The following is a 25,021-nucleotide window of genomic DNA, read 5'->3' on the forward strand; positions in this document are numbered from 1 at the left end:
CCATGAGCGACACCGACGGACAGGTCCCGTTGCCCGATCTCAACGGCCCGATGCCGCCGACCGGAACCGACGTCGGCTACAACGAGGACGAATATGCGGCGCGTGCCGCCGCCGACCTCGAAGCGGTGTTCGACGTCCCGGTGCAGGTCTCGGCCGTGCTCGGCCGTTCGAAGATGGACGTCGGCGAGCTCCTGAAGCTCGGACCGGGCACCGTGCTCGAGCTCGACCGGCGCGTCGGCGAAGCCATCGACATCTACGTCAACAACAAGCTGGTCGCCCGCGGCGAGGTCGTCCTGGTCGAGGACAAGCTCGGCGTCACCATGACGGAAATCATCAAGGCCGAACGCGGCTAGCACAAGACACAAGGACGGGACGCGCGGCAGCGCGAACAGACGGACAGGAGACTGACATGCGGCTTCTCATCGTTGGCACATTGAAGGGCCAGCTCACCACCGCCACCAAGATCGCGATGGAGAACGGCGCCACCGTGACCCATGCCGAGGATCACGAGCAGGCGATGCGCGTGCTGCGCGGCGGCAAGGGCGCCGACCTCCTGCTGGTCGACGTCGCCCTCGACATTCGCGACCTCGTGCTGCGGCTGGAGGCCGAGCACATCCACGCCCCGATCGTCGCCTGCGGCATTACCAACGACGCCCGCGCCGCGGTCGCCGCGATCCATGCGGGAGCCAAGGAATACATCCCGCTGCCGCCGGATCCGGAGCTGATCGCCGCGGTGCTCGCCGCCGTCGCCAACGATTCCCGCGAGCTGGTCTATCGCGACGAGGCGATGGCAAAGGTGATCAAGCTCGCCCAGCAGATCGCCGGCTCCGACGCCTCGGTGATGATCACCGGGGAATCCGGCACGGGCAAGGAGGTGCTGGCCCGTTACGTCCATACCCGCTCGACGCGCGCCAAGCGCCCGTTCATCTCCATCAACTGCGCCGCGATCCCCGAGCATCTCCTGGAATCCGAGCTGTTCGGCCATGAGAAGGGCGCCTTCACCGGCGCGGTCGCGCGCCGCATCGGCAAGTTCGAGGAGGCGACCGGCGGCACGCTGCTGCTCGACGAAATCTCGGAGATGGACGTCCGCCTGCAATCGAAACTGCTGCGCGCCATCCAGGAGCGCGTGATCGATCGCGTCGGCGGCACCAAGCCGGTGCCGGTGGACATCCGCATCATCGCGACCTCGAACCGCAACCTGGTCGACGCCGTACGCGAGGGCTCCTTCCGCGAGGACCTCCTGTTCCGCCTCAACGTCGTCAATTTGAAGATTCCGCCGCTGCGCGAGCGCCCTGCCGACATCCTGGAGCTCGCCCAGCACTTCGTGAAGAAATATGCCGAGGCCAACGGCGTGCCGCTGCGCCCGATCTCGGCGGAAGCCCGCCGCGTGCTCTCCGCCAACCGCTGGCAGGGCAACGTCCGCGAGCTCGAAAACACCATGCACCGCGCGGTGCTGATGGCGCAGGGCGACGAGATCGGACCCGACGCCATCATCACGCCGGACGGCGACCGCCTCGATCTCGCCAAGACCGCGCCGGCCGTGGCGCATGCCACCATGGCCGCCGAGCAGGTGACTCGCGCACTCGTGGGGCGCACCGTGGCCGATGTCGAGCGCGACCTCATCCTGGAGACGCTGAAGCACTGCCTCGGCAACCGGACCCATGCCGCCAACATCCTCGGCATCTCGATCCGCACGCTGCGCAACAAGCTCAACGAATATGCCGACGGCGGCATCCCGATCCCGCCCGCGGGAACGCCGGGTGAGTATCCGCGGATGCCGATGATGGGGGCGTAGGCGGCCTCTCGCAAGTATCGAGGATGCAAGTGCCCGGGCCCGTCCCGGGCATTTTCGTTTGGCGCGCACCAGTACCCGCCCCGTCATCCTGAGGTGCGAAGCGCGCGATGCGAACGCATCGCCTGCGGAGCCTCGAAGGATGAACGGCCACAGCCGGGCCGTCGCCCTTCGAGGGCCGCTGAAGAAGCGGCCACCTCAGGGTGACGGTGAAAGAACTTTGGCTGCTTCGAATGCAAAGGGGAGCCGCATTCGGCGACTAGGTCAAGCCGGCACAACGCCCTATAACCCCGCCCTGGAGCCACACGAGGGTAAACATGTCTGAAGCTCAAATCACGGATTGGCTGGCGTCGCAGCGGCAGGCGATGATCGATCTGCTCCGCGACGTCGTGGACATCGATTCCGGGTCCTACGACAAGGAAGGCGTCGATGCGGTCGGTGCGCGGTTCGAGCGCCACTTTGCCGAGCACGGCATTCCGTTCCGGCGCGAGGCCAACGCCACCTTCGGCGATGCGATCCATGCGGAGGTTGCAAAACCCGGCAGCAACGAGAAGCCGGTGCTGTTGATGGGGCATCGCGACACCGTATTCGGCAAGGGCGAGGCCAAGCGGCGTCCGTTCACGATTCGAGATAGCCGCGCCTATGGACCGGGTGTCGCCGACATGAAATCCGGCCTCGTCATGAACGTGTTCGTGGCGACCGCCTTCCACAAATTCGGCGACTCACCGCACCCGATCAAGGTATTGATCACCTCGGACGAGGAGATCGGCTCGCCCTCCTCGCGCCCGGTGATCGAACGCGAGGGACGCGCCGCGCGCGCGGTGTTCAATTCCGAGCCGGGCCGGCCCACCGGCAATATCGTCACCGGCCGCAAGGGCGGCATCTTCATGCATCTCGGCATCACCGGCAAAGCCGCACATTCCGGCGCCAATTTTGCTGCCGGGATCAGCGCGATCGGCGAGCTCGCGCACAAGATCGTGCAGATCCATGCGCTGACCGACCTCGACAAGGGCATCACGCTGAATGTCGGCCTCGTCTCGGGCGGGCAGTCCGTCAACACCACGGCGCCCTACGCCGAAGGCCAGATCGACCTGCGTTACGTCGATCCGGCGGATCGCGCGAGGGTGATGGCCGCAATCGAGACGATCGTCGCGACGTCCTACGTGCCGGGCACGAGTGCAACGCTCACGATCAAGGGCGAGTTCGTGCCGGTGGTGCAGAGCGCGGATTCGAAGGCGCTGTTCGAAAATTATCAGGCTGCCGCAAGACAGGTCGGCCTCACCACGCTGCAGGGCGAGTTCTCCGGCGGCTGCGCCGATTCCGGCTTCACCGCCGCTGTCGGCACGCCGACGATCTGCGGCCTCGGCCCGGTCGGCGGGCTTGCGCACACGCCGGAGGAATATCTCGAGATCGACAGCATCGTGCCCCGCGCGCAGGCGCTGGCGCTGGCGATCTTGCGGGGATAGCCACGCACTCTTCCGTCATGCCCGGGCTTGACGCGGGCATCCGCGTCGATCCCAAATTGCCGATGCACGTGGATGGCCGGGTCAAGCCCGGCCATGACGAGGAGAGAGTGTCGTCACGAATAACTCGGCGCGTCGGGCTTGCGGAAGATGTGGATGGGGTCGCCCGGCACGATCGGAGAGCCTGAGAACATCGCGTAGGCGTAGAGCGCGAGATAGGCGATCGCAAGCGCGCCGACGGCGTAGAACGCTAGGATCGCGATGCGCTTCATCGTTCCGCTCCATTGCCGCCCCGGCGGGAAGGCTCAGGGCGCTTCTAGAGCGACGACGGGGAAAAGGCCAGCCTTCCGCGCCGCCACGCGCGGCGATCAAATGCCGCGCCGACCGCGCGCGGGAAGGCTGACATCCGCGAGCCTGGCCGCGTCGTCGTCCTGATCCACCGCCAGATACTGGCCGTGCCAATAGGCCAGCGCGGCGGTGCGGGCCGAGTTCCTGATATGCCTGACACGGCCGATGACGATGCCGTGCGAGTGGCGTTCGACGATCTCCTCGACTTCGCAATCGAAGGCCGAGAGCGCGCCAACCAGGAGCGGAACGCCGGAGACCGCCGTCACCCATTTGGCGCCATTGAAGCGATCGGCACCCTTCAGCCCGCCCTTGCCGGAAAAGCGCTCGGCAATCTCGAGCTGGTCGGCATTGAGGATGTTCACGCCGAAAGCGCCGTGGCGGCGGATCAGCGGAAAGGACGAGGCATCGCGGTTGATGCTGACCAGCAGCGTCGGCGGCTCGACCGACAGCGAGCTGACCGAGGTCACCGTCATGCCTGTAATATCCTCGCCCCGCCCCGCGGTGATGACACTGACGCCGCCGGTGAGGTGGCGCATGGCGCCGCGGAAATCGGCGGACGAGACGGGGATTTCAGTCATGAGATCGCGAGGCACTACATTCATGGCATTGCGCCCCGAAGGCGGGGGTTCCCTCTTATTTAGGTACGATCGTCCGCCGACAAAAGGTGGCTGAGGGACGAAAGCGCGGCTCCGGTACCACCAGACGATGGTGCGGCTTATCGAAGGTGTCGAGACGTGCGGAAAAATAGCGATGCGCGCACTGTGTGCGAGGTGCGGCGCATGATTAATCTTTCACTCCGCGGCGCGAATGCAGCGCGAATTTTTTCCGCACGCGAACGTGACGATCGCAACGCACGGGGACCAAGCGCAAAGAAATGCGGAAACAACCCCATGCACAGTAGCCAAGGTCTTGTTTCGAAACGAATTTCGCATTTAGCGAAGCCAACTTGACCCGTCGGGCAACACAGTGGCAGAACGTCATCGTGCGGCAGGAGGGATGGGCGGGCCTCTCGAAGCCTAATGCTGCCACTTCACCGGCAGATTGAGCAGCCCGCGGAACGCCCAGCCGCCGATCCGGACCGGCTCGTCGTCAGCGATCTCGATCCGGGGCGCGCGGGCGAACACGGTCGGCAGGGCGACGTCGGCGATCATGGCGCGCGAGGCGAAGGCGCCGGCGCAGAAATGCGGGCCGGCGCCGAAGGCGACGCTCCTGGACGTATCTCGTCTGACGTCGAACTCATCGGCGCGCTCGAAGTGCCTCTCGTCGCGGTTGGCGGAGCCGAACATCAGAAACACGCGCTCGTCGGTTTCGAACGAGACGTCGCGGATGCTCCATGGCTTTGCGATCCGCCGCGGCGACATGCCGATCGGCGAGATCCAGCGGGCGTATTCCTCGAACGCCTGCAGCCAGGACACTTCGCCCCTGCGCACGAGATCGAGTTGCCCGGGATGGGTCAGCAGCGCCCAGACCGTGCCGGCGATCGCCTTGCGCGGCTCGTTCTGGCCGCCCGATATCGCAAGCTTGACGTTGGCGCGCACGCTCTCCATCGGCATGCCCGAGGCGAGAAGGACGCCGAGAATGCTCTGGTCGGGGTTCTTGCGCATCACCGGCAGGATGTCGTCGATGGCCGCATCGATCCCCGACGTCGCGGCGTGGCAGCGCGCCTCGACCTCGGGATCGCCGGCATAATTGGCGATGCCCTCGATCATGCCTTGCGACCACGCATCCATGTCCCGAAAGCCGATATTGGTGAGGCCCGTGATCGACTTCAGGCATTCGCCGGAGAAGGGCAGCGCGAAGTCCCGCATGAAATCGATCCGGCCAGGTTCGATCGCATCGATGATGCGGTCGGCATGGGCCTGGAACTGCGCGGTCCAATGCGCCTTCACCGTCTTCGGCGAGACCGTCGGAAACATCGCGCGCCGCTCCACCTGGTGCGCCTCGCCGTCCTTGCGCATCATGTTGTGGCCCATCAGCCGGTTCATCAGGCCGGCGGGCTGGTGCGAGGAGAACACGTCGATCTGCTTCTCGGAGATCGAGATGTCGTCCCGGCCCGTCAGCAGCGTCGAGCCGAGCTGCGGCACGAACGCGATCGGCGCCTCCTTGCGCATCTTCGCGAGCATCGGATAGGGGTCGGCCCAGAATGTATCAGAGTCGATGTCGATGCGCGGCGCGGTGCTCAAGGCGGTCCCTCCTGGATTCTCGTTTCCAGGAGACTAGCGAGCTCCGACGCCGGCGTCTGTCCCTAACGATAGGGACGGGCGGCGTTGGAGTTACCGGGCCTCGGCGATCTTCGGTCCAGGTGCCATCATCTGCGCGTTGGCCGCCAGGGGCCGCTTCGACGGCGCTGCCGGGTCCGGCGACCGGAAGGCGGCATCGGCCGGCGCTCCCGGGGACGGCCTGCGGGCTGCGGTCGCCGGAAGCACGATCACTTTCGCTCCGACCTTCACCCGCTCGTAGAGATCCGTGACGTCCTCGTTGGTCAGCCGGATACAGCCGGACGACACCTTCTTCCCGATCGTCGCGGGATTGTTGGTGCCGTGAATTCGATATTCGGTCTCGCCGAGATACATCGCCCGGGCGCCGAGCGGGTTGCCGGGGCCGCCCGCCATGAACCGCGGCAGATATGGCTGGCGCGAGACCATCTCCGCAGGCGGATGCCAATCCGGCCATTCTGCTTTGCGAGCCACAGTCTGCTCACCGGACCATGTGAAACCTTCGCGGCCAACACCGATGCCATAGCGCATCGCCTGCCTGTCGTTCAGGACGAAATAGAGGAACGTGTTTCCGGTATCGATGATGACGGTGCCCGGGGCCTGGCGGCTCGTGTAGTCAACCACCTGGCGGACGAGTGCTCCGGGAGCGTCAGCGTCGGCTTTTGGCGGTTCGACCAGCGGAGCCGGGACCGGAATCGGAGCTGGAGCCGGGGTGAGAGCCGCCGCGGACGCATGAACTGGAGCCACGTAAACCGGAGTTGACGATGCCCGGGCTTCGCGCGCGGACGGTGTCCGTGCCAGTTGCACGCTCGCCGGGCGAGACAGCAAACCGTACCCCAATGCGGCGACGGCCACCGCACCAATGGCAACTCTCGCTGCCACTGGGAGTGCGAGCGTTTCTGCCTTTCCACGTTTGGCCCGCTTGCTCACGTCTCTCCCCAGGTCACCATGCCCAAGAGAGGTACCCAGCAAAATTTAAGAAACTTCCAAGCGATTTCGCTCAGACTGGAACCGCTAGCTGTGGTTAACGCCGAACTCCTGATCGGCAACACAGGAATCGGGAGTACCGCTTGATATTCAGGTCGCGGCGTGAACGCCGCGCTTCTCGTCGCGGAACGAGTCGAGATTTGAATCGCCCGGCGGAGCGGACACGCTCCGCCCTTCATGAACCGCGGCTTCGGGGTCAATCGCGTCGATTTGGCTTGGCTGGACAGCGGCCACCTTCGTCGGGGCTCGACCCAGATGCCGCTGTTGGGAATGCGCTTGGCGAACGGCCGGGTCTTGCGCACCAGCTTCTTCAGCTTTTGCTGCAGATCCGCAACAGCCGCATCCTCAAATCCGTGCTCACCTTGCCCGCATAGAAGCTCGAGTGGCTTCGACTTGCCGATGAAGCCGAAAGGGCATAGATCCGCGATCACCACTTCTTGCCGATTACCGCAATTTGTTGAGCCCTTCTCCTCTCCTGCTTCCAATGCTCGCTTCCTTCATTTTTCCTCACTCTTTAGCTGAGGCAAGTCTGCGCCCCTCTGTTGAGCAGCCTTCCAGACATAACGGGTGAACGCAGCCGTTTCTGCCCATTGTAGATGCACCGGATCTGTAAATGCTGAGTCCGGCACTTGCCATTCGGTCATGCCATCGACCAAAATTGCTTTGGTAGGGGCAAGCGCAGATGCGACCGCGGATTTAAATTGCTCTCGTATCGAGCGGGATCGGTCGTGACGTGCGGCCCACCCCGGCATAACGGGAAAAGTCACCGCAACGAACTGAATGCCCTTCGATTCGAGCCAGGTGGCGAGGCCGGTTAGTTCCGAATAGCAACTGGACTCTGGCTTGACCGGGTATCCCACGTCCGGCACGTCCCTGACCAGGGGGCCAGATCCAAACTCGTCAAACTGCAACTCGGAGCGGCGCTCTTCGGCGTAAAGCACGTGAAAGAAGACGTCTTTGAGACGAAAGTTACGAAAGCGAAGCCACGCCCTACGTAGTTTGTTGCTTAGTTTTCGATCAATGAATTGATCGACCAGATCAGGATCGAAAAATGCAGTCGGACTCCTCGAACAGCCTTGGAAGTCTCGCGGTGCAAGGACCATCATTACAGCTTTTGCGTTCGATGCGCGCGAGAGAAGAAACTCCGCCATATAACGAGTCTGATTGACGGTTAGGGCGCAGGGCGCTGCGTTTACGATTCCCCCCTCGGTGCGAACCACATGGAAATCAAGATTACGCCAAGTCACCGACGACCCCACCGCGATGAGCGCCGCATTCTTCCAGTCCGGGTTGTCTCTGAGCCAGACAAAACGGCCGTCGATGCACCACGTCCCGGATACCGGAGGCGGCGGCAGGCGATCAACAGCCCGCAAAGCTGCGAGTGCTGCAAAGAATCCAACCACCGACAGGAGGACCGTAACGGAAAATGCGGCAAGACAGACCCGCGCGCGACGTTCGGCGCCACGTTCATCGCCCGTCTGGACCATCTGCATTTTAGATTCCTCCGGTTAGAACTGGAAATAGAGGAAAGATTGCACGATGGACATCTGGGTCAGAGTGAAGACGAAAAGGCAGCCCAACGCCACGCCGTGCACTGGGTAGGCAGTCGCAAAGTGATTGGCCCAGGAGGAATGTTCTTCAGCCCGATGCTGCGGATCGTAACCCAACCACTGCTGTGAGTTGGGGGCAAACAGCGCAATCGCCGACAAAGCGACAATTGACGCTAGCGTCAGCAAGGTGGTCAGTTGCCGGTCGGCATTGATCCCGAGATCAAACCCATTCAGTCCGATCATCGTCTCCATCATCTTGGTTGCGCTTCCCATGGAGTCCGCACGGAACAGCACCCATCCAAACACGACGAATATCAAGGTAAGAGTGCGGCCAACTATGGCCCCAGATCGACTAGCACCGCCGCGTTGGGCAGTACCGAAGAGACGTATCCAGAAATGGCATATGGCCAGCCCGAAGCCATGAAACGCTCCCCAGCAGACGAATGTCCATCCCGCGCCGTGCCACAGCCCGCCGAGCAGCATGGTGATGATCAGGTTTGCGAACCGCCGTACTTCCCCTCGGTGGCTGCCGCCGAGAGCAAAATAAAGATAATCGCGGAGAAACACCGACAGACTCATGTGCCAGCGCCGCCAGAAATCGATGAGGTTCTCTGCCTTATACGGCGAGTTGAAATTCAGCGGAAGGCGAACCCCGAACAGAAGGCCCAATCCGATCGCCATGTCGGAATAGCCGGAGAAGTCGAAATAGAGTTGCAACGTATACGCCAAGGCTCCAACCCAGGCTTCGGCAAAGGTCGGCGAAGCTCCCTTAGCCAGACCGTCGAAAATCAGGTTGGCCTGTGGCGCCATGCCATCAGCGAACAGCACCTTCTTTGCGAGGCCGAATACGAATAGGCCGGTTCCGAGCGCAAGTGTTGGGGCCCTCGCGCTCAATTGCTCCTTGCTCATGAATTGACGCATTAAAATCCGGTGATTGACGATCGGCCCGGCGATCAAGTGCGGGAAGAACACCACCATCAGCGCGTAATCCTTGAAGCGGTACCCGTACGTTTCGCCCCGTGATGAATCGACCAGGTAGGCAATCTCCTGAAAGGTGAAAAACGAAATCGCTAGCGGCAACACCAGATCAAGGACAGGAATGTCGGTTCCAAAAATCGTATTGACGTTGGCGGCAAGAAAGCCTGCATACTTGAAATAGCCGATCATGCAGAGGTTAAATGCTATGCCCACAGTAAGCAGAAGTCGGGTTGGCCTTCCGCTTCGCGCGCGAGCCGCGAGGCTCGTGCCGCAGATAAAATTGAGGCCGATGCTCGTAAAGAGCACCAGAAGATTCCATGGATCCCAAGCCGCATAAAACGCAAGGGATGCGCCAATCAACCAAAGTAAGGTGACGGCTTTGGCTGCAAAGAGACGTAGGGCAAAATAGCCGAACAGTACGGCAGGCAGGAATACAAGTATGAACTGATAAGAATTAAACAGCACGTAGATTGCTCCGCTCACTGACGGTAATCGCGTCGTTTTAGACGTAGTCAGAGCCAGTAACTCAGCCACTTGTCGTTGATTTCACCATCGTAATTTAGACGCCAAATCCTCAGCGAAGCTGCTTTCGAACAGTTCGATTCGCGAATATGCGGGAGGAGAGGATTCTCACGGTTGCCCGGGGCAGAAGACGGCGTGCCGGGGCTTTGACGTTATCTGGCGGATGGGCGGCCAGAAGAGCCACCTGGTTTTTCACCAGGTCCATGTGATGAAGCCATCGTTGCAACTAGGCGGCAGCAGTTCTTGAGATTCGTCAAGTCATCCAGTGGCATTCGGTCGCATCTGGAAATGTGGGGAGCTCGAGCGATCGTCAATTGTCCTGAAGGCGAGGGCGCGTAAGCGCGGAGGGGACGCCTGTCATTCCAAGGCGGCGCAAGGCTGCGAGACCGGAGCCGATCAGGTCGTCGCGTATCGGCAGGACATCGACGCGCCGACGAGAGGCATATCGTGGAGTTCTGCTCCGGGTCAAAGGCGCCGTTTTAGCAGTCAGTCGGGTACTGCTGCCGGTCTACCCCAACAGGACTAGTCTGCTCAGGGTCAATGGCAGCCCTGACGGTTTGCATGGGCCTGCTCGCGTGATCATCAGGAAGCAGAGTCCGCAGCGCCGAGCTAGGGTCAGCCACGCGCCAGAAGTGGCCGCTTGCTGCACTATCGATGACCGCCGTTGATAACGTCTCGACTCTCTGACGTGATCGACAGCCATCGGCGAAGCTCAGGCGTTGGTCGCCGAATGCCCTGCTTTGCGCGACGGCTGGAGATCGCGTTGCGATCATCGAGCACGGAACTTCCGCTCCGGGTCAAGGCGCCGTTTTAGCAGTCAGTCGGGTACTTCCGGTCTACCCCCAATGAACGAACATCTTCAGAGCCGATCGCCATATCTCAAAGGTGCCACTTCCAGGATTCGCAGCACGCCTCAGAAGTAGACGTTCGCGTTACGCGGACCGGCCGCGACACCACCTGTTATCAGGCCCTGCCGCAGGACATCGCCGCTGGTGGCAGATATGCGCCACTCACGATGAACATGCTGCCGCTCGGCGGCCCGCGCTTGAACTCCTAGGCCGTCCCTGCCGGCCAAGCTGGAGACCCAGCTTGCGTACTTTCAAGATTCCGCTCTACACTCTTAGACAGCATTGACTCATTAACGTATCCACAAGTTGTGCCCCTCAATTAACGGGACATTAACCTGCGGCTCAAGCGCGTACCGTGGCCTTGTCGGACAGGAGTGGACCAGCCCCATGTGGAAAGACCCCATCACGAGCACGCCTTCGATCATCCAGACCGATTTCGGGCCCTACGGGCAGAGCCTGCCGGGGGACGGTGAAGCCTATTGCGGCCCGACGTCGATGGTCATGGGCCTTTACTGGCTGTCGGCAAACGGCTTCACGCAGGTTGCTCCTGTGGTCTACAACGGCGAGGACGACCCCGTGGCGATCAATCTGGAAAGGGTGGTCGCGGGCTTGATGCGGACGTCGAGCGAGAGCGGCAGCTTCGTGGACGGCATGACGAGCGGGATGGCCGACTATCTGTCGGCCTGCGGAATCGGGCCTGATCTCTATCAGTTGACGAGCACTTCCAATCCGGACCTCGCGTGGCTCGCCGATCAGTTGGCCCCGAACGTGTCCGAGAGTCCGCAGACGATCGTCTTGGCCAATTTCGCGGTTGGCTGGTTTTCCGTTTCCCAGACGACGAAGGGATACATGGAAAATAGCGGCGGCCATGTCCTCGCGCCGCTCACAGTGAACCTGACGGGTGGCACGATCACCATCAACAACGCTTTCCCCGCCTCGTTCGAGAACGTACCCAACCTCCCGTCCAGCAATCCGCAGACCGTCCAGATCGCGCAGATGCCCAGCGGATGGACGCTGGAAAATCAGCCGCTCCCCTCCGAAGACTACAGCCAGGTCGTCACCGACGCGCTCACCGGGTGGGGCGTCTACGCCGTGCTCTGGCAGGGGCAAGCTTGGGCGATCTCGCCGTCGGCGCTGCCCTCGACATCCGGATATGAACCCAGCACTTGGACGATCAACCAGCCTAAGGTCATCAACACGAACGGCGGCACGCTGACCGTGGTCGCGCCGATCTCCGGGCTGGGCGGCCTCCACAAATACGGCGAAGGCACGCTCCTGCTCACCAACACGAACCAGCTGATAGGACACAACACCGTAGGCGCCGGGACGCTGGCAAGTACCCGGACATCCGGCACACCATTTGGCAGCTTCAGGGTGATGGTGACGAACGGCGGAATACTCGAGCTTCGTTCGGACGGCGCGACGGTCGATGTGCAGATCGCCTCGGGATCTCTGGCGACGTTCGTCATCGGCCCTACGGGAGGCGCCTTGCAGCTTTCCGGAAGCGGCAACTATCGCGTCGTGATCGGGGGCAATGACGACGGTACCCTGACGAACATTGTCCGCAACCCCGGCGGAACTCTTGTTATCGTGCCGGGCGGCGGCATGGCCCAGCTTGGGCTGACGCAACAGGTGTTCGTGGCAGGAACGGGAGCAAACCTGCCCATCATCACGAACGGGATCGTCGCTCCCTACATTCTCGGAGAGGACGACGACGCGGCCAGCTCGGGCAAGTTCCTGACCTATTCGCCCTCCGAGGGCTTCGCGAGCGCGGCGACCGTGTCGTCGACGGATGTCAGCATCAACGACGTTCCGGCCGATGCCGTCTACGAGGTCGTCGACAGCCAGGCGGTCGAGAGCGGCGGTGTGCCGCAGGTGGCGGCGCTCGAAGTGAACGGCGGGGCGATTACGGGCGGCGATGCGAGCATTCTGGTCGGAAGCCAGGCGAGCGGCGACGCCGCGGGCCTCATCATGAACGGCGGCAGCATCGCTACTGCGAGCCTTTCGTTCGGCGCGGCAGAAGGCCTGATCTACACCAATGCTACCGGCGGTAGTTCGCAGATCGCAGCCGCCATCGAGGGATCGGCGGGCCTGACGATCTTCGGTCCCGGCACGCTGACCCTGAGTGCAGACAGCAGCGACACGCTTTCCGGTCTGATCAGGGTCAATGGGGGTACGCTGATTGCCGGCGGCACCGGTGGATCAGCAACGGGTGCCGGCGAGGTGCTGGTATCCTACGCGGCGACGCTGGAGGTCGCCGGCACGGTGACCGGCGCGGTTGTTGTCGGCGAGTCGGGCACACTGTTCATGAACGGTGGGACGGTCTCGGGCCCGGTCACCATTGCAGCGACCGGCACCGATACACCTGCTCCCGGCGGCATATTACAAGGGAGCGGAACAATCAGCGGGACCACCTCCATCAGCGGCATCATCCAGTCAGGCCCGCAGGCTGGCCTGATCACGTTCACCGGCGAGACCACTATGACCGGCGACGCGAGCTTCTATTGGCGGCTGCAGAAGCTCGTGGACGATGCTGATCCCGGAGCCGGACCTGGGATCTACTGGAACGCGCTGCAGTTCAACTCGCCGGATACGAACCTCGGCACCAAGAATGCACCTCTCTGGCTCTTCCTCGACTTCAGCGCCCTCGACGGGGACCCGGACGGCGGCAACGCGTTCTGGAAGAAGCCCCATACCTGGACGCTCTTTACCTACGCAGCCGATGCCGGTGACTTTTGGCCGGCGGGCGAGAACTTCTCGTACCAGTCCGGAAGCTTCAACACGGTCTTCGACAACTGGGTCGTGTCCCTGCAGTGGAAACCGGCCGCCTCGCCGCAGAGCCTCCCCGAGCGATGGCGCGCGAACGCTCGTGCGAGAAGCAGGTAACCTTGGGATCGCGCGCGACTTGTCCATCGAACAGAGCGATGCGTTGCTGCTAACGGGCAAGCGCATCCTTGTAGATAATTCCATCCTTCATGATGATCTTGAAGTTGTTGGCGGGGTCGGCAAGAAGGCCGATATTGTCCAGGGGATTTCCATCGACGAGCAGCAGATCCGCGAGTGCGCCCTGTTCCACGACGCCGAGCTTGCCGGGATAGGGATTCCGCTTGCCCGACAGCGCCAGCAGTTCGGCGTTCGTCGATGTCGCCATGGTCAGCGCCTCGGCGGGCGTGTACCAGCGAGCGAGTGAGGCCAGGATGGCCCCCTGTTGGCGCGCCAGCGCTGCGGAGAACAGGACGTCGGTGCCCCACGCCGTCTTGATCTTGTACTTCTTCGCCAGCTCGTAGGATCTGGCTATGCCGGGCCAGACCTCATCCGCCTTGGCTCGCTGGATGGAGCCGACAGGAAAGCCGAGCCTCAGATCCTCGGGGAGAGGCTGCAGGCTCAGCCAAACACCCTTCTCCGCCATCAGTTTCGCCGTTGCGTCGTCCATCAGGAAACCGTGTTCGATACACTTCACCCCAGCCGCAATGGCTCCCCGAATCGCAGCAGCCGTAAAGGCATGCGCAGCGACATACGTGCCCCAATTCTCTGCCGCTTCAACGGCGGCGCGCATTTCGGGTTCGGTGAACGTGGTCACGTCGATCGGACTGAAAGGCGATGACACTCCGCCGCCAGCCGTCAACTTGACCTGGGAAGCGCCTTGCATGAGCTGCTCGCGGACACGGACGCGGACCTCGTCGGGGCTGTCCGCAATCATTGCCCCACCGGTCTTTTCCATGCGGGTGAGCATGCCGCCGATCGTCCGCGGCAGGTCGGAAAGCTGGCGGAAGTCCCCATGCCCACTCGTGACAGTAATGACCGCGCCGGACGGATAAATGCGCGGACCCTTGATGATACCTTCGTCGATGGCGCTTTTGAGCCCAAACACCGGCCCGCCCACATCTCGAACGGTAGTAAAGCCGCGCATGAGAGTGTGCGTGGCCTCGTCGCCAGCGACAAGATTGACGTAGCCGACGTCGCCGAACGACTGTGCCGGCGTGACCCGGATCAACATCGCATGCCAATGGTTGTCGATGAGGCCGGGCATCAGTGTGCGTCCGCCGCCTTCGACAATGCGAATGTCCGCCGGGCTATCCACCGCTATCGGCTGTAGCGAGATTGATTCTATCTTGTTGCCGCGCACCAAGACGTTGGAGGAGGCAGACAGCGTGGCGCTCTTGCCATCGAAGATGCGGACGTTCTGAAAGAGCGTGGCCGCGCCACCTGCCTGAAGCGCTTGCTGCGCCAGGCTCGCTCCACCGAGCCAGGTCGAGAGCACCACCGCGATCGCCAACGAATGGCATGTTCCGCTCATCGACGGCCGGATCCGCCGCGCGCTGTACAATTTATCCAAGAGAGTTCCTGACATCACCGCGCACGGCCCCTCTCGTTGCGTATCGGCTGCGTTCGGTCGACGCGGCCAGACCTTCGCGATTGCGATGCTGTGCATGGCTCTCGCAGCGACAGACCGATCTTGCGAGCTCGGTCAGAGCGGATCGCCCTGGTTGCGCCTCATGATCTTGAGAACCAGGAAGATCGCGCCAGCAACAAGGAAGGCAACACCGATCGCGGTGAATCCGCTGGACTCGCTGCTCAAGCCGAGCGCCGTGAATAGCAAGCCGAAAAGCAGGAGAACGATACCCGCGAGCTTCTTGATCAGGAGGATTGGTCTTTCAGCTGCGATCGCCATCAGCGCACTCCCTTTTATCGACTCACTTCCGCTATGCCGTTCTCGCCGTCGGCCGCCATGCGTAGGTCAGCCAGGCTATGCCGTGAGAGATCAGGTCGACGCCGAGCACAAATCCGAGCACCCAAAGGCCCGTCATCGGGAATCCCGTGAGGATGACGAGGCCGGCGAGAACTCCGAATGCGCCGGACAGCAGCATCACCCAGCCCGCATCCTTCCAGTGGCTGAAGCCCAGAAAGAGTCGGACAAATCCGGATATCAGCAGCAACAAGCCCAGTACGAAGGTGAGTATCTGGGCGCTGGCGACTGGTTGGCTCACCAGCACCGCACCGAACGCGATGTACAGGACGCCCAAAAGCACCTGCCACAGAAATCCGCCCCACCCCTTGGTCCAGATCGCGTGGATGATTTCGAACGCGCCAGTGGCTATGGAGATCCAGCCGATGAACATCGCGCTGATGATCGTTACGAGTACCACATCTCCCAACACCAGGAATCCTGCGAGGATCATCACCAATCCGAGGAGCACGCATACCCAGACGGGGGGTGCGGACAGATTGTCGGCGGGCAAACGTGGACTGCTGTCATAAGCGGTCATGCTATTTTCCCCGAGCGCTGAGCTGATGAGTGTCTGGACGGCGGATCCCCCACCAACCCTCCGCTCAACAAGTCTGACTAACGCCAATTCCTGTAGCCGCAAACGCGACGCCCTCTGCGCCACCAGCACTCCCAGCGGCGGCGGCGGCGCCGACGCCGGCGATGGCGCTCCGGGAGGGGACGCGGTGGCGGTCCTATGCCGACTTGCGCCTTGTGTGTCAGATCGCCGGATTCGGCCGGAAGGTCCTTGTTAAGTGCAAGGGGTATGGCCTTGGCTCCGGCGGGCAGCAGAGTGGCGCCGCAACCCGCGACCAACGCAACACACAGAACTCCCCGAAGCGCGCTGCGACGATCGGTTACATTCATGGTTCGCTCCCTTATTTCGGCGCCTTCTTTTTCTCGAACCCCCGAGTGGCTGCGAAGGTCGCGCCGCCCTTTGGATCAATCCAACGCGCGATAAAACGAGGCCATCGCTTCCAGCTCGCGAAGACCTACTGTAGCGTGTATACATTCGCAATGAAACGACAGGTGATCTGACACAACGGAGCTGTCGAAAGGCATCGCCAAAGCTTTGCGGCAGGAGCGACCAGGTGATTTCAGTCCGTAAATTCGTATCAATGCTGGTGAGGTGGCCGAGAAAGCCAATCGGCTTTCTCATTCGGATCATGCTCGTCACATGGGCCGTGCTGGCCATCTATTACTCGAACTTGCCTTGGGGCGGGCTGCGGACGATTTCGGCCGGAGCGTTTGCGGGCTTTGCGATCTGGGCGCTCTGGCGTTCGCGCCAACGGCGCATGTCCGTTCTCTTCCTCGTCATGTTTCTCGGTGTCGTCGCATGGTGGATCTCAATCCCTCCATCACACGATCGCCATTGGCGACCGGAAGTCGCGGTGATGCCGCGGGCGGTCATCGACGGTGACCGCGTGCGCCTGACCGGTGTCCGTAACTTCGACTACCGGAGTCGAAGCGACTTCACGGTGCGCTACGAGGAGCGCGAGGTGTCGTTGTCGCACTTGATGGCCCTCGATTTCTACGTTTCCTATTTCACCGAGGGGCCAGTCGGACACACGTTCGTGAGTTTTGTCTTCGACAATGCGCCACCACTGGCCATCTCCATCGAGACGCGTCCCGAGGTTGGCGAAGGCTTTGCGCCCGTCGCCTCCTTGTTCAAGCAATTCGAGCTGATCTACGTGGTGGGTGAAGAGCGTGATGTTGTGGGCGTGCGCACCAACCACCGCCACGAGCCGGTCTACCTGTATCGCCTCAATACATCGGCTGACGACGCGCGCCGGCTGCTGATGATCTATTTGACGCGCATCAACGAGCTCGCCGATCAGCCGGAGTTCTACCACCTGTTGACCAACAGCTGCACGATCAACATCGTGCGCTACGCAAATGCGGCGGGCCGGCGGGGGCGCTTCGACATTCGACACCTGTTCAACGGACTGATCGACAGCTATCTCTACCACTCCGGCCGGGTAGAGGCGACGCTGCCGTTTGATGAACTGAGGCGGGCGTCCTTGATCAACGAAGCTGCACAGGCGGCCGATGGCGCAGCCGATTTCTCACAGCGGATTCGCTTGTCCTTGCCGACAATGATGCCACCCTAACCGCAGTGGGCTCACAGGGCTCGTGAGGAGCCGTCGCTGATCCGCCGGAGTCCCCTCAGTTCAAGCTGCCCGGCCCCGCGAGCAGCCGCAGCACGATCGAGAACAGCTCGCTCTGCGAGGAAATGCCGAGCCGTTCATAAGCGCGCTTGCGATAGGTCAGCGTCGAATGCAGGCTGATGCCGAGCGTCTGCGAGATCGCCTCGGAGCTGAAGCCTTCGAGGATGCTTCGGCAGACCTCCTGCTCACGCGGCGAGAGACCGGCCAGCGGCGCGCAGGTCGCAAACAGCGTCGCGAGCGTCTGATCGGGCGCGGCGCTGTGCTGGAAATGGCGCGCCACGCTCGCGGCGATCGCCGGTGCGATCGCCGCGAGGCGGTCGCGCTGCACGGCACTGAAGCGGCCCTGCGCGGCGATGCGATAGAAATTGACGTAGAAGCAGGTGTTGTCGACCCAGATCGCGGTCGCGCATTTGTCGACGATGCCGGAATCCTGAAAGAAGATCTTTCGGTAGCGCGCCCCGTACATGCGCGGCGCGAACGCCGGCAGCATGATCGGCGCACTGCCCTTGCCTTCGAACAGCGCATCGCGATTGGGATCGGATTCGTGGAACCGGCCGGCATAGGCGGCACCGAGATCGCCGCCGATGGGGATGTTGCCGGCATCAAGCAGGCAGCTCGCCGCACCAGCCCGGCTCAGCGCGAACACCATGCAATGGCCGACCCCGGCCTGGCCACGCAGCGTCTGGATCAGCACATTCGGGAAATCGGGGCGGCCGATGGCGAGCACGGCCGGCGCAATGTCGCCCGCCGCTGGATTGGAGACCATCGCATCGGCCCGCATCGTTCTCTCCCTATCGCTTTGTGCCGATTTTAACAGCTACCGCGATACGCCGAAAGACGGAGGTCGGCTCTATATGCTCGATACGGGTGGTGCATCCGGTGCCTCCCAGGTCGCACCGCTGGATGACCAAACGACTGTGCAAGCCGCGACGTCGCGCTATCTCGACCGCTCCGCCGCGATCTTTTCCTTCAGGCCTGCCGCATAGGCGGGCGTGCCCTTGATGCCGACGTCCCGGGCGAGCGCGGCGTTCTCGTCCAAGGTCCGCCGTACTTCGTCGCTCGAGAGGTCCTGCTCCAGGCGTGCCATGTCGAGGCCTTCCTCGCGGGCGGCGGCGAGCGCGCTCGCGCGATCCGCAGGGCCGCGGCCGCCGAGCAGACGGCGGTGGAACGCGAGATACTTCTCCCCGGCCCGATCCTGCATCCGCACCGCCACTGCCACGCCTGCGGCCTCGGTCGAGGCAGTGCCGAGAATCGGAAGTTCGTTGAGCACGATGCGCAGTTCGCGATCTTCCTGCAGCAGAACCATCTTGTCGGACAGAGCACGCCGGCAATAGCCGCAATTGTAGTCGAAGAATTCCACCAGCGTGACGCGACCGTCGGACCGAAGCCTTTGTGCACGACACGGCTCCCTCCAACGGCACGACCATCGACGCGCAGCCGGACGCATTTGTGCGCCGGACTTGCGAACTAGCCTTGCGCTAGATCAATGGACATGCCGCGTCGCTGAACCGACGCGCGTCTGCTCCGTGGCAAGAGGTCTATGCGCGCCCTACCCCGCCCGCGCAACGTTGAACGCGAGCTTGCCGTAGCGGTCGGTGAAGGCCTCCGTGTCGATCTCTTCCAGCTTGATCTCGCCGCTCATCACGCCTCGTTTCCATTCGGCCTGTGCCGGATCGTTCTGGAACTCCGGCATCACCTCGCGGCCGAACAGCTCCAGCGATTCGCAGATATGCTCGTGACTGTTCTTGCCGGCCTGGTTGAGCAGGATGACCTGGTCGATGTGCGAAGACTGGAAGCGCCTCAGCTTCCTGCGGATCGTCTCCGGCGAGCCGATCAGGCCGCCGCGCAGCGCCGCCTCCTGGGCTTCCGGATTGTCGCGCTTCCACTTGTTGTATTCGTCCCACATGTTGACGGTGTAGGGCACGGGCCGCTGGCGGTTCTGCGCGGCGCCGTAGAAGCGCAGCGCGAACTGGAAGAAGGTGGCGCCGTCGGCGCGCGCACGCGCCTCCTCGTCCGTCTTCGCGCACATGAAGAACGAGACCAGCGCCATGTTCGGGTTGATCTCGTAGTCGGCCAGCTTGTGCAGCCGCTTGGTCATCGCGTTGTAATAAGCGTGCACCCAGGCGTGCGCGGCATCGGCGCTGACGAATTGGAAGCCGAGCGCGCCGAAGCCGTGGCGGCCGGCGCGTTCGATCGTCGGCAGCTGCGAGCAGGCCATCCACAGCGGCGGATGCGGCTTCTGCACCGGCTTCGGCACGACATTGCGCAAGGGAATATCGAAATACTTGCCGTGATGCTCGCTACCGGCGTCCCTGAACATCGGGAAGATCGCAGCGACGGCCTCCTCGAAGACCTCCTTCTTGGTCTCCATGTCGCGGCCGAACGGCTCCAGCTCGGTGATGGACGCGCTCTCGCCCATGCCGAACTCGCAGCGCCCGTTGCTGAGCAGATCCAGCACCGCGACACGCTCGGCGACGCGGGCCGGGTGATTGGTGGTGAGCTGGAGAATGCCGTGGCCAAGCCTGATCTTCTGCGTGCGCTGGCTTGCAGCCGCCAGGAAGGATTCCGGCGAGGGCGAATGCGAATATTCTTCGAGGAAGTGATGCTCGACCACCCAGGCATGGTCGTAACCGAGCTTGTCGGCGAGCTCCATCTGCGAGAGCGCGTTCTGGTAGAGCCTGAGCTCGTCACCGGCTACCCAGGGCCGCGGCAGTTGCAGCTCGTAGAAGATGCCGAACTTCATGGCGTCGCTCTCCCGCATTATTGTTGTTAACGACATCTTAATGCGCGAGGCGATGCTGTCTACTGAGCAACAATTCCACCGCGCGGGAGAATGATCCCGCAGCGGCGAGTCGCGACCCACGCCCCACCTTGACGTAGCGCTGCGACATCCGGGCGGGTCGACCGATTGATCCAAATCAACGTGTCGTTGGCCCGCACGCATTTAAGGTGTGTGTCAAGGCGACGGCCCGGATGCCGTCTCAATTCCCCCCGCATTTCAAAGAGACCGAATATGTCGGCCCCCGACGACGCGATGACACGCGTGCGCCGTAAGCGCATGGAGATTTTCGCCTTCCTGTTCCTGACCGCGGTCGTGATGCCCGTCCTCGCGGTCGGAACGGTCGGCTCCTACGGCCTGGGCGTCTGGATCTACCAGATGTTCGCCGGGCCTCCCGGCCCACCAGCCGCCTCGCATTGATTCCCCTGAAGCGAAAGACAGGCATCATGGCCCAGGCCGCCCCCCACACACTCAACCGCCGTGCCTTGATCACCGGCCGGGTGCTCAGCGCCGATCGCATCATCGCGCCGCCGGGCGCCGAGATCGCCAGCATCCTGGTGCAGGCGCGGCCCGAACGTCTCGCCGAGCTCGAAGCCGAGATCACCGCGCTGCCCGGCTGCGAGATTTACGGCCGCGACGCGCGCGGCAAGCTCGTCGTCGTGACCGAAGCGCCCGATGCCGGCAGCCTCGGCACCCTGCTCAACACCATCCAGTCGCTGCCGAACGTCTATTCCGCAGCCCTCGTCTTCCACGCCATCGAAACCGCCTGAGTCAGGAAGAGCCATCATGACATCGCCCAAGCTCGACCGCCGCCAGATGCTGAAGCTCGAGGCCGCCGCGATCGCAGCGGCCGCCGCAGGCATGCCGGTGCCGGCGCTTGCCGCCAATCTCGTCGCCGAACGCCAGGCCACTGAACTGAAATGGGACAAAGCCGCGTGCCGCTTCTGCGGCACCGGCTGCTCGGTGATGGTCGCGACCAAGGACAACCGCGTCGTCGCCACCCATGGCGACATCAAGTCCGAGGTCAATCGCGGCCTCAACTGCGTCAAGGGCTACTTCCTCTCCAAGATCATGTACGGCCACGACCGCCTGACGCAGCCGCTGCTGCGCAAGACGGGCGGCAGGTACGACAAGAACGGCGAGTTCACGCCTGTGTCCTGGACCGAAGCCTTCGACATCATGGAGCTGAAGTGGAAGGAGGCGATCAAGAAGCGCGGCCCGAACGGCGTCGCCATGTTCGGCTCCGGCCAGTGGACGATCTGGGAAGGCTATGCCGCCTCCAAACTGTTCAAGGCCGGCTTCCGCACCAACAACATCGACCCCAATGCCCGGCACTGCATGGCCTCGGCCGTCGCCGGCATGATGCGCACCTTCGGCATCGACGAGCCCCCGGGCTGCTACGACGACATCGAGGCGACCGATGCCTTCGTGCTGTGGGGCTCCAACATGGCGGAGATGCACCCGATCCTGTGGACGCGCCTGGCCGACCGCCGGCTCTCTGCACCGCATGTTCGCGTCGCCGTGCTCTCGACCTTCGAGCATCGCTCGTTCGACCTCGCCGACATCGGCATGGTGTTCAAGCCGCAGACCGATCTCTACATCCTCAACGCCATCGCCAACCACATCATCAAGACCGGCCGCGTCAACAAGGATTTCGTCGCCGCGCATACCGTGTTCAAGCGCGGCCAGACCGACATCGGCTATGGCCTGCGGCCGGAGCATCCGCTGCAGAAGAAGGCGACCGGTGCAGCGAAACCCAACGACGCCACCGACATGAGCTATGACGAATTCGCCAAGTTCGTGTCCGAGTACACGCTGGAGAAAGCCGCCCAGATGTCGGGCGTGCCGCTCAACCGTCTCGAGGCGCTCGCCGAGCTCTATGCCGATCCCAAGACCAAGGTGGTCTCGTTCTGGACCATGGGTTTCAACCAGCACACCCGCGGCGTCTGGTGCAACAACCTCGTCTACAACATCCATCTGTTGGCCGGGAAGATCTCCGCGCCCGGCAACAGCCCGTTCTCGCTCACCGGCCAGCCCTCGGCTTGCGGCACCGCGCGCGAGGTCGGCACCTTCTCGCACCGCCTGCCCGCCGACATGGTCGTCACCAACAAGGCGCACCGCGATCACGCCGAGCACATCTGGCGGCTGCCCGAAGGCACCATTCCCGACAAGCCCGGCGCACATGCCGTGCTGCAAAGCCGGATGCTGAAGGACGGCCTGATCAACGCCTATTGGGTTCAGGTCAACAACAACCTTCAGGCCGGTCCCAACATCAACGAAGAAATCTATCCGGGCTTCCGCAACCCCGAGAACTTCATCGTGGTCTCGGACGCCTATCCCTCGGTGACCGCGCTTGCCGCCGATCTGATCCTGCCCACCGCGATGTGGGTGGAGAAGGAAGGCGCCTATGGCAACGCCGAGCGGCGCACCCAGTTCTGGCATCAGCTCGTCTCCGCGCCCGGCGAATCGAAATCCGACCTCTGGCAGCTCATGGAGTTCTCCAAGCGCTTCAAGATCGAGGAGGTCTGGCCCGAGGAGCTGATCGCCAAGAAGCCCGACGTTCGCGGCAAGACGCTGTTCGACGTGCTCTACAGGAACGGCCAGGTCGACAAATTCCCTGTCACCGACATCGAGCCGGGCTATCTCAACGACGAATCCAGGGCGTTCGGCTTCTATGTGCACAAGGGCCTGTTCGAGGAATATGCCCAATTCGGCCGCGGCCATGGCCACGACCTCGCGCCGTTCGACACCTATCACCGCGAGCGCGGCCTGCGCTGGCCGGTGGTCAACGGCCAGGAGACGAAGTGGCGCTTCCGCGAGGGCAGCGACCCCTACGTCAAGCAGGGCACCGACGTGCAGTTCTACGGCCATCCCGACGGCAAGGCACGCATCTTCGCGCTGCCTTACGAACCGCCGGCAGAGTCGCCCGACAACGAATATCCCTACTGGCTCTCGACCGGCCGCGTGCTGGAGCACTGGCATTCCGGCACCATGACGCGCCGCGTGCCCGAGCTCTACAAGGCGTTCCCCGAGGCCGTCTGCTTCATGCATCCCGACGACGCGCAAGACATGAAGCTGCGCCGTGGCGACGAGGTGAAGGTGGTCTCCCGCCGCGGCTTCATCCGCGCCCGCGTCGAGACCCGCGGCCGCGACCGGCCGCCGCGCGGCCTCGTGTTCGTGCCGTGGTTCGACGAATCCAAGCTGATCAACAAGGTGACGCTGGACGCCACCGATCCGATCTCGCTGCAAACCGACTTCAAGAAATGCGCCGTGCGCATCGAGCGGGTGAACATGTCATGATGAAACGATCCGCAATCGCCCTGCTCGCCTTCGCGATCGCAGCGGGCACGAGTTCGCTGACGGCGCAGACAGTGACGTCCGGCCTGCGCGGCCCGACCCCGCTCAATGACGAGGGCCCGGCGCCGCCGATGCTGCCGAACCGCAACACCTCCGAGAAGGAGGTGCGCAACTATCCCGAGCAGCCGCCTGTCATCCCGCACACGATCGACGGCTACCAGATCGATCTCAACGGCAACAAATGCCTGTCCTGCCACGCGCGGGCGCGCACGGCGGAGTCGCAGGCGCCGATGGTGTCGATCACGCATTTCATGGATCGCGACGGCCAGTTCCTGGGCTCGGTCTCGCCGCGACGTTTCTTCTGCACCGAGTGCCACGTGCCGCAGAACACCGCCAATCCGCCGGTCAGCAACGATTTCATCGATATTGACACGCTGCTCTCGCGCGCAAGCCCCGGTGGCCGCCGATGACGACGACCGCTGACGGGCCCGATGCCGGGATGAAGGCCAAGCGCGGCTTCCTCGCGCGAAGCCGGGCCTTTGCGCTGGAGCTCTGGCAAGTACTGACCCGACCGAGCTCGGTGTTCGCCCTCGGCACCCTGGTGCTGGCCGGCTTCGTTGCCGGCGTGATCTTCTGGGGCGGCTTCAACACCGCGCTGGAATTGACCAACACCGAGAAGTTCTGCACCGGCTGCCACGAGATGAAGGACAACGTCTACGCCGAGCTGAAGTCGACCGTCCATTTCAGCAACCGCTCCGGCGTGCGCGCGACCTGTCCGGACTGCCACGTGCCGCACAACTGGACCGACAAGATCGCGCGCAAGATGCAGGCCTCCAAGGAGGTCTGGGGCAAGATCTTCGGCACGATCGACACCCGCGAAAAATTCCAGGATCACCGGCTCGAGCTGGCGGCGCACGAATGGGCGCGCTTCAAGGCCAACGATTCGCTGGAATGCCGCAACTGCCACAGCGCCGATTCCATGGATATCACCAAGCAATCGCCGCGGGCCTCGGTCGCGCACCAGCGCTTCCTGTTCACCAAGGAAAAGACCTGCATCGACTGCCACAAGGGCATCGCCCACCAGCTGCCCGACATGCGCGGCGTTCCCGGTTGGCAGTAGCCTCAGCTCTCACGGTGTCATGGCCGGGCATAGCCGTCCGAAGGACGGCGTCGCTTCCGCTCGCCTATGTCCCGGCCATCCACGCCTAACCACACGGCACAAGGAACGTGGATGCCCGGGACAAGCCCGGGCATGACGACCTCTTGCAAGGCTCTCATGCGGGTGCCCCACCGGCAATTGCGGGGCGA

At 63.0% G+C, this 25,021-nt stretch carries 23 protein-coding genes and 1 other annotated feature; of the genes, 10 read left to right on the forward strand and 13 right to left on the reverse strand.

Annotated elements, in window-relative coordinates; translation table 11 throughout:
* Window positions 1-2 precede the first annotated feature (2 nt).
* The 3 genes from fliN (at window position 3) to ACSHT2_RS15130 (ending at window position 3,258) form a co-directional block, all read left to right on the forward strand.
* Window positions 3-353, forward strand: coding sequence for a flagellar motor switch protein FliN (fliN, locus tag ACSHT2_RS15120; RefSeq protein ID WP_057027996.1), 351 nt, complete (start codon window positions 3-5; stop codon window positions 351-353).
* A gap of 56 nt (window positions 354-409) precedes the next feature.
* On the forward strand, window positions 410-1,795 hold the full coding sequence (flbD, locus tag ACSHT2_RS15125; RefSeq protein WP_440642263.1) for a sigma-54-dependent transcriptional regulator FlbD: 1,386 nt from the start codon (window positions 410-412) through the stop codon (window positions 1,793-1,795).
* Window positions 1,796-2,109: 314 nt separating this feature from the next.
* Window positions 2,110-3,258 carry a M20 family metallopeptidase gene (locus ACSHT2_RS15130; RefSeq protein WP_440642264.1) on the forward strand — a complete coding sequence of 383 codons (1,149 nt, stop codon included), beginning with the start codon at window positions 2,110-2,112 and terminating at the stop codon, window positions 3,256-3,258.
* 113 nt (window positions 3,259-3,371) lie between these two features.
* Here ACSHT2_RS15130 and ACSHT2_RS15135 read toward each other — a convergent pair whose 3' ends face one another.
* From ACSHT2_RS15135 to ACSHT2_RS15165, 7 genes are all read right to left on the reverse strand, one after another.
* Window positions 3,372-3,527 carry a hypothetical protein gene (locus ACSHT2_RS15135; RefSeq protein WP_440642265.1) on the reverse strand — a complete coding sequence of 52 codons (156 nt, stop codon included), beginning with the start codon at window positions 3,525-3,527 and terminating at the stop codon, window positions 3,372-3,374.
* A 96-nt stretch (window positions 3,528-3,623) separates the two neighbouring features.
* Window positions 3,624-4,205 carry a flavin reductase family protein gene (locus tag ACSHT2_RS15140; protein WP_440642266.1) on the reverse strand — a complete coding sequence of 194 codons (582 nt, stop codon included), beginning with the start codon at window positions 4,203-4,205 and terminating at the stop codon, window positions 3,624-3,626.
* A gap of 414 nt (window positions 4,206-4,619) precedes the next feature.
* Window positions 4,620-5,786 (reverse strand): cytochrome P450, encoded by a 1,167-nt coding sequence (locus tag ACSHT2_RS15145; protein WP_440642267.1) that lies wholly within the window; start codon window positions 5,784-5,786, stop codon window positions 4,620-4,622.
* Window positions 5,787-5,876: 90 nt separating this feature from the next.
* A complete protein-coding gene (locus ACSHT2_RS15150; RefSeq protein WP_440642268.1) occupies window positions 5,877-6,749 on the reverse strand; it encodes a L,D-transpeptidase in 873 nt (290 codons plus the stop codon).
* Window positions 6,746-7,291: a hypothetical protein gene (locus tag ACSHT2_RS15155; RefSeq protein WP_440642269.1), complete on the reverse strand. Its 546-nt coding sequence runs from the start codon at window positions 7,289-7,291 to the stop codon at window positions 6,746-6,748. Before ACSHT2_RS15155 ends, ACSHT2_RS15150 begins: the two co-directional genes overlap by 4 nt.
* Before the next feature lie 12 nt (window positions 7,292-7,303).
* On the reverse strand, window positions 7,304-8,299 hold the full coding sequence (locus ACSHT2_RS15160; RefSeq protein WP_440642270.1) for a hypothetical protein: 996 nt from the start codon (window positions 8,297-8,299) through the stop codon (window positions 7,304-7,306).
* A gap of 15 nt (window positions 8,300-8,314) precedes the next feature.
* The gene (locus tag ACSHT2_RS15165; protein WP_440642271.1) at window positions 8,315-9,799 is read right to left on the reverse strand and encodes an MBOAT family O-acyltransferase; all 1,485 of its coding nucleotides are present in this window, start codon (window positions 9,797-9,799) and stop codon (window positions 8,315-8,317) included.
* 207 nt (window positions 9,800-10,006) lie between these two features.
* Window positions 10,007-10,062, reverse strand: a sequence feature (sul1 is cis-regulatory element that is thought to sense ions involved in sulfur or methionine metabolism; They are found in Alphaproteobacteria).
* 1,029 nt (window positions 10,063-11,091) lie between these two features.
* Here ACSHT2_RS15165 and ACSHT2_RS15170 point away from each other — a divergent pair.
* A complete protein-coding gene (locus tag ACSHT2_RS15170) occupies window positions 11,092-13,590 on the forward strand; it encodes a hypothetical protein (protein ID WP_440642272.1) in 2,499 nt (832 codons plus the stop codon).
* A 49-nt stretch (window positions 13,591-13,639) separates the two neighbouring features.
* On the opposite strand, the gene ACSHT2_RS15175 is transcribed toward ACSHT2_RS15170, so the two are convergent.
* From ACSHT2_RS15175 to ACSHT2_RS15185, 3 genes are all read right to left on the reverse strand, one after another.
* Window positions 13,640-15,001, reverse strand: a complete 1,362-nt coding sequence (locus tag ACSHT2_RS15175) for an amidohydrolase family protein (protein ID WP_440642845.1) — start codon at window positions 14,999-15,001, stop codon at window positions 13,640-13,642.
* Between the two features lie 171 nt (window positions 15,002-15,172).
* Window positions 15,173-15,376 (reverse strand): hypothetical protein, encoded by a 204-nt coding sequence (locus ACSHT2_RS15180; RefSeq protein WP_440642273.1) that lies wholly within the window; start codon window positions 15,374-15,376, stop codon window positions 15,173-15,175.
* Between the two features lie 31 nt (window positions 15,377-15,407).
* Window positions 15,408-15,971 carry an HdeD family acid-resistance protein gene (locus ACSHT2_RS15185; RefSeq protein WP_440642274.1) on the reverse strand — a complete coding sequence of 188 codons (564 nt, stop codon included), beginning with the start codon at window positions 15,969-15,971 and terminating at the stop codon, window positions 15,408-15,410.
* A 589-nt stretch (window positions 15,972-16,560) separates the two neighbouring features.
* Between ACSHT2_RS15185 and ACSHT2_RS15190 the strand changes: the two genes are divergently transcribed.
* The gene (locus tag ACSHT2_RS15190) at window positions 16,561-17,580 is read left to right on the forward strand and encodes an Lnb N-terminal periplasmic domain-containing protein (protein ID WP_440642275.1); all 1,020 of its coding nucleotides are present in this window, start codon (window positions 16,561-16,563) and stop codon (window positions 17,578-17,580) included.
* A gap of 55 nt (window positions 17,581-17,635) precedes the next feature.
* On the opposite strand, the gene ACSHT2_RS15195 is transcribed toward ACSHT2_RS15190, so the two are convergent.
* The 3 genes from ACSHT2_RS15195 to ACSHT2_RS15205 form a co-directional block, all read right to left on the reverse strand.
* Window positions 17,636-18,418 carry a helix-turn-helix transcriptional regulator gene (locus ACSHT2_RS15195; RefSeq protein ID WP_440642276.1) on the reverse strand — a complete coding sequence of 261 codons (783 nt, stop codon included), beginning with the start codon at window positions 18,416-18,418 and terminating at the stop codon, window positions 17,636-17,638.
* Window positions 18,419-18,574: 156 nt separating this feature from the next.
* On the reverse strand, window positions 18,575-19,084 hold the full coding sequence (locus tag ACSHT2_RS15200; protein WP_440642277.1) for a DsbA family protein: 510 nt from the start codon (window positions 19,082-19,084) through the stop codon (window positions 18,575-18,577).
* 102 nt (window positions 19,085-19,186) lie between these two features.
* Window positions 19,187-20,380 carry an LLM class flavin-dependent oxidoreductase gene (locus tag ACSHT2_RS15205; protein ID WP_440642278.1) on the reverse strand — a complete coding sequence of 398 codons (1,194 nt, stop codon included), beginning with the start codon at window positions 20,378-20,380 and terminating at the stop codon, window positions 19,187-19,189.
* A gap of 270 nt (window positions 20,381-20,650) precedes the next feature.
* On the opposite strand from ACSHT2_RS15205, the gene napE reads away from it, so the two are divergent.
* The 5 genes from napE to ACSHT2_RS15230 are packed head-to-tail and all read left to right on the forward strand — an operon-like array spanning window position 20,651 to window position 24,833.
* Window positions 20,651-20,836: a periplasmic nitrate reductase, NapE protein gene (gene napE, locus ACSHT2_RS15210; RefSeq protein ID WP_440642279.1), complete on the forward strand. Its 186-nt coding sequence runs from the start codon at window positions 20,651-20,653 to the stop codon at window positions 20,834-20,836.
* A 26-nt stretch (window positions 20,837-20,862) separates the two neighbouring features.
* Entirely contained in the window at window positions 20,863-21,186 is a 324-nt protein-coding gene (locus tag ACSHT2_RS15215; RefSeq protein ID WP_271531155.1) for a chaperone NapD, read from the forward strand.
* Window positions 21,187-21,202: 16 nt separating this feature from the next.
* Window positions 21,203-23,716 carry a nitrate reductase catalytic subunit NapA gene (gene napA, locus ACSHT2_RS15220; protein ID WP_440642280.1) on the forward strand — a complete coding sequence of 838 codons (2,514 nt, stop codon included), beginning with the start codon at window positions 21,203-21,205 and terminating at the stop codon, window positions 23,714-23,716.
* On the forward strand, window positions 23,713-24,183 hold the full coding sequence (locus tag ACSHT2_RS15225) for a nitrate reductase cytochrome c-type subunit (protein WP_319331499.1): 471 nt from the start codon (window positions 23,713-23,715) through the stop codon (window positions 24,181-24,183). The genes napA and ACSHT2_RS15225 overlap by 4 nt, the downstream gene beginning before the upstream one ends.
* Entirely contained in the window at window positions 24,180-24,833 is a 654-nt protein-coding gene (locus ACSHT2_RS15230) for a NapC/NirT family cytochrome c (RefSeq protein ID WP_319331500.1), read from the forward strand. Before ACSHT2_RS15225 ends, ACSHT2_RS15230 begins: the two co-directional genes overlap by 4 nt.
* Window positions 24,834-25,021: the final 188 nt, after the last annotated feature.

Source organism: Bradyrhizobium sp. PUT101, assembly GCF_052043945.1.
GTDB lineage: Bacteria > Pseudomonadota > Alphaproteobacteria > Rhizobiales > Xanthobacteraceae > Bradyrhizobium.

What these genes read in the sequence shown, in the direction of transcription:
- napA (WP_440642280.1), top strand. Translation starts at nt 21,203, where the DNA reads ATGACATCGCCCAAGCTCGACCGCCGCCAGATGCTGAAGCTCGAGGCC.
- ACSHT2_RS15170 (WP_440642272.1), top strand. Translation starts at nt 11,092, where the DNA reads ATGTGGAAAGACCCCATCACGAGCACGCCTTCGATCATCCAGACCGAT.
- ACSHT2_RS15185 (WP_440642274.1), bottom strand. Translation starts at nt 15,971, where the DNA reads ATGACCGCTTATGACAGCAGTCCACGTTTGCCCGCCGACAATCTGTCC.
- ACSHT2_RS15205 (WP_440642278.1), bottom strand. Translation starts at nt 20,380, where the DNA reads ATGAAGTTCGGCATCTTCTACGAGCTGCAACTGCCGCGGCCCTGGGTA.
- ACSHT2_RS15225 (WP_319331499.1), top strand. Translation starts at nt 23,713, where the DNA reads ATGATGAAACGATCCGCAATCGCCCTGCTCGCCTTCGCGATCGCAGCG.
- ACSHT2_RS15175 (WP_440642845.1), bottom strand. Translation starts at nt 15,001, where the DNA reads ATGAGCGGAACATGCCATTCGTTGGCGATCGCGGTGGTGCTCTCGACC.
- ACSHT2_RS15200 (WP_440642277.1), bottom strand. Translation starts at nt 19,084, where the DNA reads ATGCGTCCGGCTGCGCGTCGATGGTCGTGCCGTTGGAGGGAGCCGTGT.
- ACSHT2_RS15180 (WP_440642273.1), bottom strand. Translation starts at nt 15,376, where the DNA reads ATGGCGATCGCAGCTGAAAGACCAATCCTCCTGATCAAGAAGCTCGCG.
- napE (WP_440642279.1), top strand. Translation starts at nt 20,651, where the DNA reads ATGTCGGCCCCCGACGACGCGATGACACGCGTGCGCCGTAAGCGCATG.
- ACSHT2_RS15195 (WP_440642276.1), bottom strand. Translation starts at nt 18,418, where the DNA reads ATGCGGGCCGATGCGATGGTCTCCAATCCAGCGGCGGGCGACATTGCG.
- ACSHT2_RS15160 (WP_440642270.1), bottom strand. Translation starts at nt 8,299, where the DNA reads ATGCAGATGGTCCAGACGGGCGATGAACGTGGCGCCGAACGTCGCGCG.
- ACSHT2_RS15230 (WP_319331500.1), top strand. Translation starts at nt 24,180, where the DNA reads ATGACGACGACCGCTGACGGGCCCGATGCCGGGATGAAGGCCAAGCGC.
- ACSHT2_RS15135 (WP_440642265.1), bottom strand. Translation starts at nt 3,527, where the DNA reads ATGAAGCGCATCGCGATCCTAGCGTTCTACGCCGTCGGCGCGCTTGCG.
- ACSHT2_RS15140 (WP_440642266.1), bottom strand. Translation starts at nt 4,205, where the DNA reads ATGAATGTAGTGCCTCGCGATCTCATGACTGAAATCCCCGTCTCGTCC.
- ACSHT2_RS15215 (WP_271531155.1), top strand. Translation starts at nt 20,863, where the DNA reads ATGGCCCAGGCCGCCCCCCACACACTCAACCGCCGTGCCTTGATCACC.
- flbD (WP_440642263.1), top strand. Translation starts at nt 410, where the DNA reads ATGCGGCTTCTCATCGTTGGCACATTGAAGGGCCAGCTCACCACCGCC.
- ACSHT2_RS15130 (WP_440642264.1), top strand. Translation starts at nt 2,110, where the DNA reads ATGTCTGAAGCTCAAATCACGGATTGGCTGGCGTCGCAGCGGCAGGCG.
- fliN (WP_057027996.1), top strand. Translation starts at nt 3, where the DNA reads ATGAGCGACACCGACGGACAGGTCCCGTTGCCCGATCTCAACGGCCCG.